Raw genomic sequence first — 13122 nt, 5'->3', positions numbered from 1 at the left:
CGACCCTAAAGGGCCGGCCTGCGATTGATCTCGGTCGGTGAGTGTGGGGGGCACAGAGGCAGGGCTCTCCCGGAAGCAACGGCATTCCGGAGATCCGTCCACCCGCCCGATGACGTCCTGCGGCGGCTCACCGGGCAGCCCGCTTCCAGGCGGCCTCGCGCAGCAGGCGGAGTCCGTTGAGGCCGACGACGACGGTGGAGCCCTCGTGGCCCGCCACGCCGAGTGGCAGGGGGAGGGTCCCGGCCAGGTCCCAGACGACCAGGGCGGCGATGAACACTCCCGCGATCACCAGGTTCTGGACGACGAGCCTGCGAGCCCGCCGGGACAGCGAGATCACGGCCGGGACGGTGGCGAGTTCGTCGCGGACGACGACCGCGTCGGCGGTCTCCAGCGCCAGGTCCGAGCCCGCCCGGCCCATCGCGACACCGGTGTGGGCCGCGGCCAGCGCGGGCGCGTCGTTGACGCCGTCGCCGACGACCATCACCTTGCGTCCGGACTCCTCCAGTTCCCGGACCGCTCGCACCTTGTGCTCGGGGAGCAGCCCGGCGCGCACGTCCCCGATGCCGACCTCGGCGGCCAACAGGGCCGCGGCGCGCGGATTGTCGCCGGTCAGCAGGAGAGGTGCCGTTCCGGTCAGCGCCGTGAGGGAGGCGACCGTGGGCGTGGCGTCCGGGCGAAGACGGTCGGCGATCCCGAGGACACCGAGAGGCTTGCCGTCCGCCATGACCAGGACGGCGGTCCGGCCGCCGTCCTCCAGCTCGGCGCCGAGGACCGACGCACGTGCCGAGTCGGCGTCCCCGGCACCGGCGAGCAGCCGCGCGGGAGACCCGACCACGACCGCGCGGGAGCCCACGGTGGCCCGGACTCCCACGCCGGGCGTCGAGCCGAAGCCCTCGGCCGCCGGCAGGGCCAGGCCCCTCTCCCGTGCCGCGTCCACGACGGCACGGGCCAGCGGGTGTTCACTGGGGTGCTCGGCCGCGGCGGCCAGGGTGAGCAGCTCGGCCTCGTCCGGACCGGAGCCCGGCAGCGGCCGGACGTCGGTGACGCGCGGGGTGCCCTCGGTCAGCGTGCCGGTCTTGTCGAGGGCGACCGCGTCGACCTCGCCGAGCCGCTCCATGACCACCGCGGACTTGACCAGCACACCGTGCCGTCCCGCGTTGGCGATCGCCGACAGCAGCGGCGGCATGGTGGCGAGGACGACCGCGCACGGCGAGGCGACGATCATGAAGGTCATGGCCCGCAGCAGCGCGCCGGCCGGCGCGGCGCCGAAGGCGAGCGGCACGAGGAAGACGGCGAGGGTCGCGGCCACCATGCCGAGCGAGTAGCGCTGTTCGACCTTCTCGACGAACAACTGGGTGGGTGCCTTGGTCTCCGACGCCTCCTCGACCATCCGCACGATCCGGGCGATCACCGAGTCGGCGGCGACGCGCTCGACCCGGACCCGCAGCGCACCGGTGCCGTTGAGGGTTCCGGCGAAGACCTCGTCGCCCGGCTCCTTGGCCACCGGCAGGGGTTCGCCGGTGATGGTCGCCTGATCGACGTCACCGGCCCCGTCCACCACCCGGCCGTCGGCCCCGATGCGCTCGCCGGGCCGTACCAGGACCGTGTCGCCGACGCGCAACTCCGCCACGGCCACGGCGGCCTCGGTGCCGTCGCCCCCGATCCGGGTGGCGGTGGCCGGAGCCAGGTCCAGCAGACCGCGCACCGAGTCGGCGGTGCGGGCGGTGGCCAGCGACTCCAGGGCGCCGGAAGTGGCGAAGATGACGATGAGCAGCGCGCCGTCCGTCACCTGCCCGATCGCCGCGGCACCGAGCGCCGCGACGACCATCAGCAGGTCGACGTCGAGGGTCTTCTCCTTCAGGGCCTGGAGCCCGGCCCAGCCCGGTTCCCAGCCGCCGGCCGCGTAGGTCAGCGCGTACAGCGGGCCCCAGGTCCAGGCCGGGGCGCCGGTCAGCCGGAGGGGCAGCGCCGCCAGGAACAGCACCAGGGCCACCGCCGCCCACCGCGCCTCGGGCAGCGCGAGGACCCGGGTACGGCGCCGGGGCACCGCGGCTCCGTGCGCGTCGGCGGTTCGGCCGGCCGGGACCGGCGGTGTGACGAGGGTGGAGGTCATCGGGGTCCTTCACGACGGCATGGCGGATCGGGCCCTTCACGAGGGCATGACGGATCTGCGGGCAACCGGAAACCCGGCACCGCTCCCTCCACCGTACAGGATCACATGAAGACCCATTCATACGTTCATGGATGGTTCTCCGTAGGATGAAGCCCATGGGTCATGGAGCTGACGGACGGACCACCGACACCGCCACCGCACGCGAGCGCCTGGAAGCCGTCGGCGCCGGCGATGTGGCGGCCACGCTCCAGGCGCTGGCCACCCCGTCCCGGCTGCGCATCCTGGCCCGCCTCCAGGAGGGACCGTGCGCGGCGACCGAACTCGCCGACGCCGTCGGCATGGAGCAGTCCGCCTGCTCCCACCAGCTGCGGCTGCTGCGCAACCTCGGCCTGGTCACCACCGAGCGCCGGGGCCGCTCGGTCATCTACGCCCTCTACGACAACCACGTCGCCGAACTCCTGGAGCAGGCCCTCTACCACGTCGAGCACCTGCGCCTCGGCCTGCACGACACCCCGGCCACGACGCACACCGCGGCCACGACGCACACTCCGGCCACGGAACACACCGCGGCCGGGGTGAACTGAAGGACTGTTCCCCGCAGGCAGGTTCAGCGGATGCGGGCCACCCCCGAGTAGATGCCGCTGCCCTCCGGCTCCGGGGCCGGGGTGCCGGCGAACCACTCCGTCGCCGTGACCAGGCCGGGGCGGACCAGGTCCAGGCCGTCGAAGAAGCGCTCCACCTCGGGGCGGGTGCGGAAGGCGAGCTTGATGCCGCCCCTGGCGTACTCGGCGACGACCTGTTCGACGAGTTCCGGGTACAGGTCGGACGCGGCGTGCGAGAGGATCAGGTAGCTGCCCGACGGCAGGGTGTCGACCAGGGCACGGACGATGCCGTGGGCGCCCTGCTCGTCGCTGATGAAGTGCATGAGAGCGATGAGGGAGAGGGCGACCGGGCGGTCGAAGTCCAGGACGTGCCGGGCGTGCCGGACTATCGCCTCCGGGTCGCGGACATCGGCCTGGATGTAGTCGGTCGCTCCCTCGGGGCGGCTGATCAGCAGCGCCTCGGCGTGCCGGAGGACGATCGGGTCGTTGTCGGTGTAGACGACCTTGGCCGACGGCACGACGTTCTGCACGATCTGGTGGAGGTTCGGCTCGGTGGGGATTCCGGTGCCGATGTCCAGGAACTGGTCGATGCCCTGCCGGGCGAGCCACGCGGCCGCCCGGTGCATGAACTGACGGTTCTGCCGGGCGGCGTCCCTCGCCTCGGGCGGCAGCTTCTCACCGACCGCCTCGTCGACCGGGTAGTTGTCCTTGCCGCCGAGCAGCCAGTCGTAGACCCGCGCGGGGTGTGCCTTGCTGGTGTCTATCGGCAGAGACGGCTGTGGGTTGGTGGTCATGGCAACTCCATCGCGCCGGGGGGAGACGGTGAGAGACCGAGGTCGTGGTGATCGTACTCGGGCGTCTCATCTGCCTTGCCCACGGGGCGACTTGGGTCCATGACGGCGGGTGGGCCGGTCAGAGGGTGAGCAGTTCCTCGTGGAAGCCGCCGAACTGCCGTTCCGGGATGAGGAGATGGATCTCCAGGATCCAGTGGCAGGTGCGGCCGGCCTTGTCGGTGCGGCGCAGCGGGGTGTCGTTGCCGGGCGTGATGTACGACTCGACGTCGGCGCCGTCGATCGTCTCGTGCGGGAACTCGCCGACCAGGTGCCCGGCGTGCCAGCCGCCCAGCTGCCACCCCGCGTCCTCGGCGAGCCGCTCGACCTCGGCGTACAGCCCCGCGCCGGTGATCTCCGGGTCGGCCTCGAAGAACCGCCGGCCGGCGGCGAACACCCGGGGGAGGTCGGCGCGGAGCCGGTGCTTGACCGGGTCGTCGCCGAGGACGAAGGTACGGCCGAAGTCGGCCTCGTACTCCTCGAAGATCGGCCCGAAGTCGGCGAAGACGATGTCGTCCGTGCCGATCACCCGGTCCGGCGGGTTCTCCCGGTAGGGCAGCACGGTGTTCGGGCCCGAGCGCACGATCCGCTTGTGCCAGTGCCGGACCGTGCCGAACAGCTCGTTCGCCAGGTCCCGGATCCGGTCGCTGACCGCCCGCTCCCCCTCGCCGGGCGCGACGAGCCCGCGCTTCTCGATCTCCGCGAACAGCCGTACGGCCTTGTCCTGGGCCTCGAGCAGGCGCGCCGCGCGCGTGGGTTCGTCATCCGCCATGGGCCGAACCTAGCCAGCCCCGGTCGTCCCCGGCAACGGGGTTCCGCAGGACCGCGGCCAGCCGGAGGCTCTCCTCGACGGCGTGCGGGATGTCGGTGACCGGGAAGAGCGTGTGGCGTACGGTCCGTTCGGCGTCGACGACCAGGATCAGCCGCTTGTGCCGCAGCCGGCCGGCGCCGCGGAAGACCGGCAGGCGCAGGGCCGCGGCCAGGCGGTGGGCCGCGTCGGAGAGGAGCGGGTACGGGAGCCGCTCGGTGCGGGCGAACTCCTGCTGCTCGTAGGGGAGTTGGGTGCTGACGCCGCGCACGTCGACACCCGCGCGGCGGAAGTCGGGCCAGGCGTCCCGGAAGAGCCGGTTCTCCAGGGTGCACCCGGCGGCCCCGGGGATCGGACCCCATTCGATTCCGGTGCCGGGGTAGGCGAACAGCACGGTGGCGGCGGCGTCGGGTGAGACGACGGGGAGGTCGGCGCCTTCCGTTCCGGGTTCGGTCCCCACGGTCGCGGGCAGTGCGAGGCCGTCCGGCAGACGGGTGCCCGGCAGGGCGTGGACACGGGCGTGTTCGGCGCCGTCGGCGTCGGCGGTCGCGGTGAGCGTGCCGTCGCCGAGGGCCCACCGGTCACCCCAGTCCTGCATGGCGACGAGCACCGGGAGCAGTGCCGTACCGGCGTCGGTGAACAGATACTCGTAGCGCACCGGACGCCGCTGGTACAGGGCGCGCCGCAGGACGCCCTGGGCGACCAGCCCGCCGAGCCGCTCGGTGAGCACCTTCCGGGACAGGCCGATCTCGGCGGCCAGGGCGTCGAACCGGACGTGTCCGCGGGCGACCTCCCGCAGCACCAGCACGTTCCACCAGTCGCCCAGGACCAGGGCGGCCCGGGCGACGCCACACGTCTCGTCGGCGTTGTGCATCCTCATGCACCCATAGTAAGTTCCCTTTCGGGACTCACTTTGTTTCCGATTGGAACTTAAAGCCCGCCGGTGAGAAGAACCGCGGGCCCAGCGTGAGGAGTTGCACCGTGACCGCCATCAGCCGCGTCGTCGCACGGGAGATCATCGACAGCCGGGGCAACCCCACCGTCGAGGTGGACGTGGAACTCAGGGACGGCTCCCTCGGCCGCGCGGCCGTCCCGTCCGGGGCCTCCACCGGCGCCCGGGAGGCCGTCGAACTCCGCGACGGCGACCCCGGCCGCTTCCACGGCAAGGGGGTGCTGCGGGCGGTCGACGCCGTCAACGAGAGCGTCGCGGACGCCGTCGTCGGCCTCGACGCCGAGGACCAGGCCACCGTCGACCGTACGATGATCGAACTGGACGGCACCGACACCAAGTCCCGCCTCGGCGCCAACGCCCTGCTCGGCGTCTCCCTGGCCACCGCCAAGGCCGCGGCCGCCGCCCACCGCCTCCCGCTGTACCGCTACGTCGGCGGGGTCGACGCCCGGCTCCTCCCGGTCCCGATGATGAACATCGTCAACGGCGGCGCCCACGCCGACAATCCGCTCGACTTCCAGGAGTTCATGATCGCGCCCATCGGTGCGGCGACCTTCGCCGAGGCCGTCCGGATGGGCTCGGAGGTCTTCCACACCCTGCGCGGCAACCTGCTCGCCGCCGGCCACAGCGTCAACGTCGGCGACGAGGGCGGCTTCGCCCCCGACCTGCGCACCGCCGAGGAGGCCCTGGACTTCGTGGTCCGGGCCGTCGAGCAGACCGGCTACAAGCCGGGCACCGACATCACCCTCGTCATGGACCCGGCCAGCTCGGAGTTCTTCCGGGACGGGGTGTACGACTACACGGGCGAGGGCGTCCGCCGCTCCCCCGCCGAGCACGCCGAGTACCTGGCCGCGCTGGTCGACCGCTACCCGGTCGCGTCGGTCGAGGACCCGATGGCCGAGGACGACCACGACGGCTGGCGCGACCTGACCGCCCGGCTCGGCGGCCGCTGCCAGCTCACCGGCGACGACGTCTTCTGCACCAACGAGACCCTGCTGCGGGCCGGCATCCGCGACGGCATCGCCAACTCGGTCCTGGTGAAGGTCAACCAGATCGGCACCCTCACCGAGACCCTGGCCACCGTCGCCACCGCCCACCGCGCCGGCTACACGGTCGTCATGTCCCACCGCTCCGGCGAGACCGAGGACACCACCATCGCCGACCTCGCCGTCGCCACCGGCTGCGGCCAGATCAAGACCGGCTCGCTGTCGCGCGCCGACCGCACCGCCAAGTACAACCAACTCGTCCGCATCGAGCAGGAACTGGGCCCCCAGGCCCGCTACGCGGGCGCCGAGGCGCTGGGGCTGCGCCGCTGAAGAGGGGGCCCTCCGGGCAGGGCCACGTGGGCGGGGTCAGGTAGGCGAGGTCAGGCGGTCGGGGTCGGCGGGGTGCTCCGGAGCGGCAGCGGGCTGACGGCGTTCGCGGCCGACCCGTCGCGGTCCCCGTCGCGATCCCGGCTGGCCCGGTCCCCGTCGCGATCCCCGCTGGCCCGGTCCCCGTCCCGGTTCGCGCCGTGCGCCGCCTCCGTGTCGGCCCACCAGTCGGCGCCGTCCTCCAGATAGCGCAGCAGGATGCCCTCGCGCAGGGCCCAGGGGCAGATCGCGAGGCTCTTCACGCCGCTCAGTTTCATCGCGGTGTGGCCGACGACCGCTCCCGCGAGGCTCTGCCGGGCCCGGGGCGCGGAGATGCCGGGCAGGCCGGAGCGCTCGGTCACCGGCAGGGCGGCCAGCCGGTCGACCGCGCGGCGCAGGTCGCCCCGGAACAGGATCCGCTCGGCGAACGGGCCGTTCCGCCCCGGGGCCGCGCCGCACAGCCGGGCCAGCTGCTGGAAGGTGCGGGAGGTGGCGACGACGGTGTGCGGGTGCTCCCAGCGGATGCGGGCGGTGGCGTCGCGCAGCTGATGACGGGCCCGGCGGCGCAGGGCGCGCAGTTCGTCCGCCGTCGGCGGGCCGTCGTGGCCGACGAACTCGTTGGTCAGCCGGCCCGCCCCGAGCGGCAGGGAGACCGCGAACTCCGGCATCCGGCCCCGCCCGAAGGCCACTTCGAAGGAGCCGCCCCCGATGTCGAAGACGGCCAGGGGCCCGGCCCGCCAGCCCATCCAGCGCCGGACGCCGAGAAAGGTGAGCTCGGCCTCCACCTCGCCGGGCAGCACGCACAGCCGTACCCCGGCGTCCTGGGCCACCGCCCGCAGGACGGCCGCGCGGTCGGGTGCGTTGCGGACCACGGCGGTGGCGAACGCCAGGGGTTGCGGGGCGCCCCACCGGCGGGCGACCTCGACGGCCTTGCGGAGCGCCTTGACCAGTTGCTCGGTGGCCTCTTCCCCGAAGCGCCCGTCGGCTCCGACCTGTTCGGACAGGCGGAGCTTCCACTTGGCGGTGTGCACCGGCAGCGGCACCCCGCCCGTCGCGTCGGTCACCACCAGCCGGACCGTGTTCGACCCCGCGTCCACCAGGCCCACTCTCATGGGCTTCACGTACCCGGTGCGGCCGGGGTGATGCGGTACGTGCGTGGAGGTGTGCGCGCGGGGGTGCGGAGGCATGTGCGCAGCACGGTGGCCTCCTGCCCGCCTACGGATGCTCCGGTGGGCCGGGGGCGGTTCCTGCCGGGCACGCCGCGCACGACCGGCTAACTTGTGGAGTCGACGGCAGGATGAATCCGAACATTCCACCCCTTTTCTCTCCCGTGAGGCGGCCCGCCATGAGCCTGAGCATCCGCAACCAGATCCCCGGCACCGTCACCGCCGTCACCCCGGGCGAGGTGATGGCGACCGTGAAGGTCCGTCTCGACGGCGGCCAGGAGCTGACCGCCGCGATCACCCTGGAGGCGGTCCGGGAGCTGGGGCTCGCCGAGGGTTCGGCCGTACGCGCGATGGTGAAGTCCACCGAGGTCGCGCTCGCCACCGGCCGGGTGCCCGGCGTGTCCATCCGCAACCAACTGCCCGGCACGGTCAGCGACGTGGCCACCGGCGGGGCGATGGCCACGGTCAAGGTCGCCGTGGAGGGAGGCCAGGACCTCACCGCGGCGATCACCAGGGACGCGGTCGGCGATCTCGGCCTGACGGCCGGTGCGCCGGTCGTGGCGCTGATCAAGGCGACCGAGGTGTCCCTCGCGACCGCGTGACCGCACGCGGTTCCCGACGGCCCGGCGGAACAGCTCGTCAGAACAGCCCGTTGGAGTGCGGGAGTTCGGCCGGGACCGGGGCGATGACGTCCCAGTGCTCGACGATCCTGCCGTCCGCCACCCGGAACAGGTCCCAGTAGGCGACCGGAACGCCGAACTCGCCCTCGGACTGGAGCAGGACCAGGTCGCCCTCCGCGACGATCTGGTGGACCGTCCGGTAGACGAGGTTCTTGCCCTGCTCCGCCCACTTGGCGGCCGCCGCGCCGAAACCGTCCAGGCCGTCGGCGGCCTCCGGGTTGTGCTGGCGGTAGGTGTCGGTGGAGATGTAGTCGGTCAGGACCGAGTAGTCGGCGCCGACGAGCACCTTCTGCGCGAACTCGGCCACCAGCGTGCGGTTGGCCTCCGTCCGGTCCAGGTCCGACGGCGCGGTCGGACCGTCCGTCTGGGAGCGGCCCGAGGCGGTGTCCGTGACCACCGGCGTCAGCGCGTCCCAGTGCTCGGCCAGCCGGCCGTCCGCATCGACCCGGAACAGGTCGAACGCGACCAGGGGTGCGGGACCGAAGCCGTGGTACGTGCCGTGCAGCGCCACCAGGTCACCGTCGGCGATCACCCGCGCGCCCTCGTAACGGAAGTCCTCCGGCAGGCCGGCGACCAGAGCGCGCAGCGCCTCCGGGCCGTCCGCCGCCAGACTGCTGTGCTGACGGTAGTCAGCGGCCACCCAGCGGTCCACCGCGCCCGGGTCACGGTCCCCGAACAACTCGCCGGCCGCCTTGAGAACGATGTCCTTGCTGCTCATAACCATGTCTCCGATCTGGGAATTCTCACCGGTGCCTGTCCGTCGGCACGCCCCCACTCTTCCGGCGGGCCCGGTCCCGCGCACGGTAGAGTCAGGCATGGTCATGGTCGAAACGGGACAACCTTCGGCGCCGTTGGTGCTGGAACGCGGGTATCGCAACCCCACCCGGCCCGGACTCGGCCTGGAGCTGCTGCCCTTCGCCGACCTGCGCCGCCGGCTGCCCGGCGACGAGTACCGGCGGGTCCACCGGCCCGACTTCCACCACCTCACCCTGGTCCGCCGCGGCCACGGCACCGCCATGGTCGACTTCGTCGACCGTCCCTGCCGGCCGGGCACCCTGCTGCACATCCGCCCCGGCCAGGTGCAGCGGCTGCCCACGGCGGCCGACGGCACCCCCGCCGGCCTCGACGCCACCCTCGTCCTGTTCACCCCGGACTTCCCGCCCCGGCTCCCGGCGACCGCCCGCGTCACCGACGACCCGTTCGGCCCGGCCGCCTGGCAGCTCGGCCCCGCCGACCACGACCGCCTCGGCCGCGCGTTCGCCGAACTGGCGGCGGAATACGGCGCGTACACCGCGGACGACGAGGACTCCGAGATCACCAGAGAGCTGCTCCGCCAGCTCCTCGCCGGCGTGCTGCTCCGCATGGCCCGCCTGCCCGGCGGGCCCTACGGCACCGGCAGCTCCGACGGCGGTTCCGGCGACGGTTCCGACGGCTCCGACGGGTCCTCCCAGACCCCGGCGGCCGCGCAGGAGACGTACCGGCTCTTCCAGCACGAGCTGGAGCGGTCCTTCACCACCCTGCGCCAGGCCCACGACTACGCCGCCCGGCTCGGCTACTCGCTCAAGACCCTCAACCGCGCGTGCCGACGCGCCACCGGTCACACCGCCAAGCAGCTCATCGACGCCCGGGTCACCCTGGAGGCCAAGCGGCTGCTGGCCCACACCGACCTGCCGGTCGCCGCCGTCAGCCACCGGCTCGGCTTCAGCGAACCCACCAACTTCGGCAAGTTCTTCACCCGCGAGACCGGCCGCACTCCGGGCGCCTTCCGCACCGACCAGCGGTAGAACCGGCGAGCGGAAGAACCGGCGAGCGGGAGAACCGGCGAGCGGTGGACGGTGCCGGTCGTCACTTCTCGCCGTGCTGCCGTCGGACCCTCGCGGCCACCTCGTTCTCCTCCGTCTCCCACCAGGGGCGGACCCGTTCGGCGGCGGGGGCGGTCGGGGCGGCGGGGCCGGGAGCCGTAACAGCCGCAGGCGCCGCGGGAACCACGGCGAGCCGCTCGTCCAGGTGGCGGTCGAGGGCCGCCGCCTGGACGCGCTCCGCCCGCGCCCACTGGAAGAGGAGCGCCAGCAGGAACGGCAGGGCGACCAGCTCGGCGATGCTCAGCATCGCGCCGCCGCCGATCTGCTGGTCGTGCCGGACGTCGGGAGCCCAGGACGGGTGGTGATGCAGGTACCACGCGCCGGCGATCAGCGTGCCGTGCGTCATCACGACGACCCCGGGGATCGCGTCGATCACACCGTCCAGGAAGACCAGGGCCGCCCGCACCGGATGGGTGCACCAGGCCGGCAGGGTCTCCTCGCGGGTCAGGACCGGTACGACGAAGAGGCAGCCCGCCACCAGCAGGTGCAGGTACATCAGCTCGTGCAGCCAGCCCACGCGCAGCGCGGTGGCGAAGTACGGGGTGAAGTAGACCGTCAGCTCGGTGGCGAGGACGAGGGCCGTGCTGACCAGCGGGAAGGTCAGGAGGCGGACCACGCGCCCGGTCATCGCGCGGCGGAGCCGCGCCGCCGCACCCTCCGGCAGCGCCTCCACCGCCAGCCGCAGCGGGTCGCCGAGGGCCAGGCCGAGCGGGGCCAGGAGGTCGAGCAGGATGTTCTGCACGGCCGCGGGCCAGAACAGCACATGGTCGTAGACGGCCAGGCCCGACATCGTCGCGACGACCAGCGCCCCCAGGCCCAGCACCACGAAGGCCGCGGAACGCGCCGGAGACCAGGACCCGCCCCCGGCGCGCACGCGCCGCACGCCCCAGCCGTACAGCCCGCCCAGGGCCACGACCAGCAGCAGCGCCGGCACGTCCGGCTGCCACGACGTCAGCAGCCGGCCCACGGTCAGCTCGGCCATCCGGCTCACCCTCCTTCGGTCGGGGACGAAACGGGTCACTTCAGGTCCACTGCGCGACGCTATACCTGTCCTGCTCCGCCGCCGCATCGGGGCTCGTGCAGAATCGGCGCGATCACCGAGCGGTGATCGGCGCGGTTGTCGAGGGTGGGGGATTCATGTTCGGAAAGCGGCTCATAGTGAGCGGAGCCATCGCGATGCTGATCGGCGTGCTCGGTGCGTGCTCCGGGGGCGGGGACGGGGACGGAGTCGACAACGGCATCACCTACGGACAGGACGACACGGGCTCCGGGACCGGGACGGGCTCCGGCTCCGGCTCCGGCGGCACCGCGTCCGCCCAGGACAACTCCGTCCACGGCCTGAAGGACACCGTCCGGCACATCACCGCGAAGACCACCCGGGCCACCCGCCCCCGCCTGGTCAAGGAGTGCTCCACCGCCACGCGCCGGGTCCGGCACACCTCCAGCAGCGGGACCGGCAGCAGACGCAAGACCCGTACCTGGTACACGACCGAGCGGTCCCGGTCCTGCACCAAGGTCCACAGCGGCACCGAGACCTACCGGAAGACCGTCCGCACCGAGAAGTGGTGCGTGGAACTGGACGACGTGAACGGCGACAAGCGGCGCGACGACGTCTGGTACCGGGTCGGCAGGTCGGTCTACGGCGATGCCCTTGCCGCGGACGACCACGCCCGGCTGGAGTTCTCCCCGCTCGCGGACGGCTGCTGAGCCGTCCGCGGCCGCGTCACAGTTCTGTGCCGGGCCAAGGTGATCCTTGTTCACTTTCGTTCGACCGTGCCTAAAGTGATCACCGCGGCTCGCGGATCCTGACCAGCTCCGCCGCCGCACAGGGGACGCAGAGATCATGGGGGCCTTGTCATCATGGGGGAACGATCCGTCATGCCCCGGCGCCTGCCGACGCGGCCGGTCGCCGCGGTGCTGGCCGCCGCCGGGGTCGTCGCCGGGATACTCGTCGGCAGGCCGGGGCTGGAGTCGGTGGCGGGGTGCGGGACGTCGGGGGACCTGTATCCGTCGCAGACCGCGAAGGACTGGGTGACGTACGCCGACCACGTCGTCGTCGCCAGTCCGACCGGGGAGCGGGAGACGAACCGGCGGACGTACGCCAAGGGGGCCGTGGCCTACGCGACGGACCGGCTGGTGAGCTTCCGGACCGACAGCACGCTGTGGTCGCGCCCCTCGCCCCGGCACGCTCTGGGCTCCACCTTCGACCTGGTCGCCCCCGGCTGGGAGGTCTACCGGTCCTCCGGCACCCGCGTCGCCGAGATGGCCACCGACGCGCCCCGCCTCCAGGTCGGCCACACCTACCTGCTCGCCCTGCGCCGGCACGAGGGCGGTTGGGCGGTCCTCGGCGAGGGCGGGGCCGTGCCCTTCGACGACCACACCGGCGACCAGGGCGAGTGGTGCGGACGCGTGCTGAGCAAGGAGGACGTCGCCGAGGGCGAGCGCTTCTCCCGGCACGACGACCACAGTCTGGAGAAGGCGCTGCTGGGGCAGGACGAGCAGGCCGCCAGGAGCGCCCTCGACCGCGTGGCCCGCGGCTGAACCTCGCCCCCCGTTTCCTCGCATCCGGCCACATCCGGCCACGTCCCGCCACGTCCGGCCACCGGGTGGTGCAACCGCCCTGGCCTCGTCCCGCCGAGGGCGTCCTGGCCGAACTCACCCTGCCCACCCGCCTCCTGAGCGGACCGGGCGCCTCACGCAACTCGTCCCGCCTGACCCTCCAGTACACAGGCACCCACATGTCCCCCACCGAAATGGCAT

General features: G+C 73.0%; 13 protein-coding genes. 6 read left to right on the top strand and 7 right to left on the bottom strand.

From position 1 onward, the window contains the following. Positions 1–127: 127 nt before the first annotated feature. On the bottom strand, positions 128–2113 hold the full coding sequence (locus ABT137_RS15930; protein ID WP_351708569.1) for a heavy metal translocating P-type ATPase: 1986 nt from the start codon (positions 2111–2113) through the stop codon (positions 128–130). Between the two features lie 155 nt (positions 2114–2268). Between ABT137_RS15930 and ABT137_RS15925 the strand changes: the two genes are divergently transcribed. Then, positions 2269–2697, top strand: a complete 429-nt coding sequence (locus ABT137_RS15925) for an ArsR/SmtB family transcription factor (protein WP_351708566.1) — start codon at positions 2269–2271, stop codon at positions 2695–2697. Positions 2698–2720: 23 nt separating this feature from the next. Here ABT137_RS15925 and ABT137_RS15920 read toward each other — a convergent pair whose 3' ends face one another. The 3 genes from ABT137_RS15920 to ABT137_RS15910 form a co-directional block, all read right to left on the bottom strand. Further along, positions 2721–3509: an SAM-dependent methyltransferase gene (locus ABT137_RS15920; RefSeq protein WP_351708563.1), complete on the bottom strand. Its 789-nt coding sequence runs from the start codon at positions 3507–3509 to the stop codon at positions 2721–2723. Between the two features lie 118 nt (positions 3510–3627). After that, positions 3628–4317, bottom strand: coding sequence for a M24 family metallopeptidase (locus ABT137_RS15915; RefSeq protein WP_351708560.1), 690 nt, complete (start codon positions 4315–4317; stop codon positions 3628–3630). Then, positions 4307–5233: a winged helix-turn-helix transcriptional regulator gene (locus ABT137_RS15910; protein WP_351708557.1), complete on the bottom strand. Its 927-nt coding sequence runs from the start codon at positions 5231–5233 to the stop codon at positions 4307–4309. The genes ABT137_RS15915 and ABT137_RS15910 overlap by 11 nt, the downstream gene beginning before the upstream one ends. Positions 5234–5334: 101 nt before the next feature. Here ABT137_RS15910 and eno point away from each other — a divergent pair, with 101 nt between their 5' ends. Then, entirely contained in the window at positions 5335–6618 is a 1284-nt protein-coding gene (gene eno / locus ABT137_RS15905; protein WP_351708554.1) for a phosphopyruvate hydratase, read from the top strand. A 50-nt stretch (positions 6619–6668) separates the two neighbouring features. Here the strand turns inward: eno and ABT137_RS15900 are convergent, their stop codons facing one another. Continuing rightward, positions 6669–7766 carry a Ppx/GppA family phosphatase gene (locus ABT137_RS15900; protein WP_351709214.1) on the bottom strand — a complete coding sequence of 366 codons (1098 nt, stop codon included), beginning with the start codon at positions 7764–7766 and terminating at the stop codon, positions 6669–6671. A gap of 233 nt (positions 7767–7999) precedes the next feature. Between ABT137_RS15900 and ABT137_RS15895 the strand changes: the two genes are divergently transcribed. Beyond that, on the top strand, positions 8000–8422 hold the full coding sequence (locus ABT137_RS15895; protein WP_351708551.1) for a TOBE domain-containing protein: 423 nt from the start codon (positions 8000–8002) through the stop codon (positions 8420–8422). Positions 8423–8459: 37 nt separating this feature from the next. Here the strand turns inward: ABT137_RS15895 and ABT137_RS15890 are convergent, their stop codons facing one another. Further along, on the bottom strand, positions 8460–9218 hold the full coding sequence (locus ABT137_RS15890; protein WP_351708548.1) for a nuclear transport factor 2 family protein: 759 nt from the start codon (positions 9216–9218) through the stop codon (positions 8460–8462). A 97-nt stretch (positions 9219–9315) separates the two neighbouring features. Between ABT137_RS15890 and ABT137_RS15885 the strand changes: the two genes are divergently transcribed. Next, positions 9316–10284 (top strand): AraC family transcriptional regulator, encoded by a 969-nt coding sequence (locus tag ABT137_RS15885; protein WP_351708545.1) that lies wholly within the window; start codon positions 9316–9318, stop codon positions 10282–10284. Between the two features lie 61 nt (positions 10285–10345). Here ABT137_RS15885 and ABT137_RS15880 read toward each other — a convergent pair whose 3' ends face one another. Continuing rightward, a complete protein-coding gene (locus ABT137_RS15880) occupies positions 10346–11344 on the bottom strand; it encodes a cytochrome c oxidase assembly protein (protein WP_351708542.1) in 999 nt (332 codons plus the stop codon). A 155-nt stretch (positions 11345–11499) separates the two neighbouring features. Between ABT137_RS15880 and ABT137_RS15875 the strand changes: the two genes are divergently transcribed. Then, complete coding sequence (locus ABT137_RS15875) at positions 11500–12069, top strand: hypothetical protein (protein ID WP_351708539.1); 570 nt, start codon at positions 11500–11502, stop codon at positions 12067–12069. A 171-nt stretch (positions 12070–12240) separates the two neighbouring features. Further along, positions 12241–12903: a hypothetical protein gene (locus ABT137_RS15870; RefSeq protein WP_351708536.1), complete on the top strand. Its 663-nt coding sequence runs from the start codon at positions 12241–12243 to the stop codon at positions 12901–12903. Positions 12904–13122 lie beyond the last annotated feature (219 nt).

Source organism: Streptomyces sp. NPDC001980 (genome assembly GCF_040296885.1).
Classification (GTDB): Bacteria; Actinomycetota; Actinomycetes; order Streptomycetales; family Streptomycetaceae; genus Streptomyces.
The sequence above is the reverse complement of the archived record's forward strand: the minus strand, read 5'-3'. Positions and strand labels throughout refer to the sequence as shown.

Excerpts from the sequence above, each read along its gene's own strand:
- ABT137_RS15930 (WP_351708569.1), bottom strand. The coding sequence starts at position 2,113 with ATGACCTCCACCCTCGTCACACCGCCGGTCCCGGCCGGCCGAACCGCC.
- ABT137_RS15925 (WP_351708566.1), top strand. The coding sequence starts at position 2,269 with ATGGGTCATGGAGCTGACGGACGGACCACCGACACCGCCACCGCACGC.
- ABT137_RS15920 (WP_351708563.1), bottom strand. The coding sequence starts at position 3,509 with ATGACCACCAACCCACAGCCGTCTCTGCCGATAGACACCAGCAAGGCA.
- ABT137_RS15915 (WP_351708560.1), bottom strand. The coding sequence starts at position 4,317 with ATGGCGGATGACGAACCCACGCGCGCGGCGCGCCTGCTCGAGGCCCAG.
- ABT137_RS15910 (WP_351708557.1), bottom strand. The coding sequence starts at position 5,233 with ATGAGGATGCACAACGCCGACGAGACGTGTGGCGTCGCCCGGGCCGCC.
- ABT137_RS15900 (WP_351709214.1), bottom strand. The coding sequence starts at position 7,766 with ATGAGAGTGGGCCTGGTGGACGCGGGGTCGAACACGGTCCGGCTGGTG.
- ABT137_RS15895 (WP_351708551.1), top strand. The coding sequence starts at position 8,000 with ATGAGCCTGAGCATCCGCAACCAGATCCCCGGCACCGTCACCGCCGTC.
- ABT137_RS15890 (WP_351708548.1), bottom strand. The coding sequence starts at position 9,218 with ATGAGCAGCAAGGACATCGTTCTCAAGGCGGCCGGCGAGTTGTTCGGG.
- ABT137_RS15885 (WP_351708545.1), top strand. The coding sequence starts at position 9,316 with ATGGTCATGGTCGAAACGGGACAACCTTCGGCGCCGTTGGTGCTGGAA.
- ABT137_RS15880 (WP_351708542.1), bottom strand. The coding sequence starts at position 11,344 with ATGGCCGAGCTGACCGTGGGCCGGCTGCTGACGTCGTGGCAGCCGGAC.
- ABT137_RS15875 (WP_351708539.1), top strand. The coding sequence starts at position 11,500 with ATGTTCGGAAAGCGGCTCATAGTGAGCGGAGCCATCGCGATGCTGATC.
- ABT137_RS15870 (WP_351708536.1), top strand. The coding sequence starts at position 12,241 with ATGCCCCGGCGCCTGCCGACGCGGCCGGTCGCCGCGGTGCTGGCCGCC.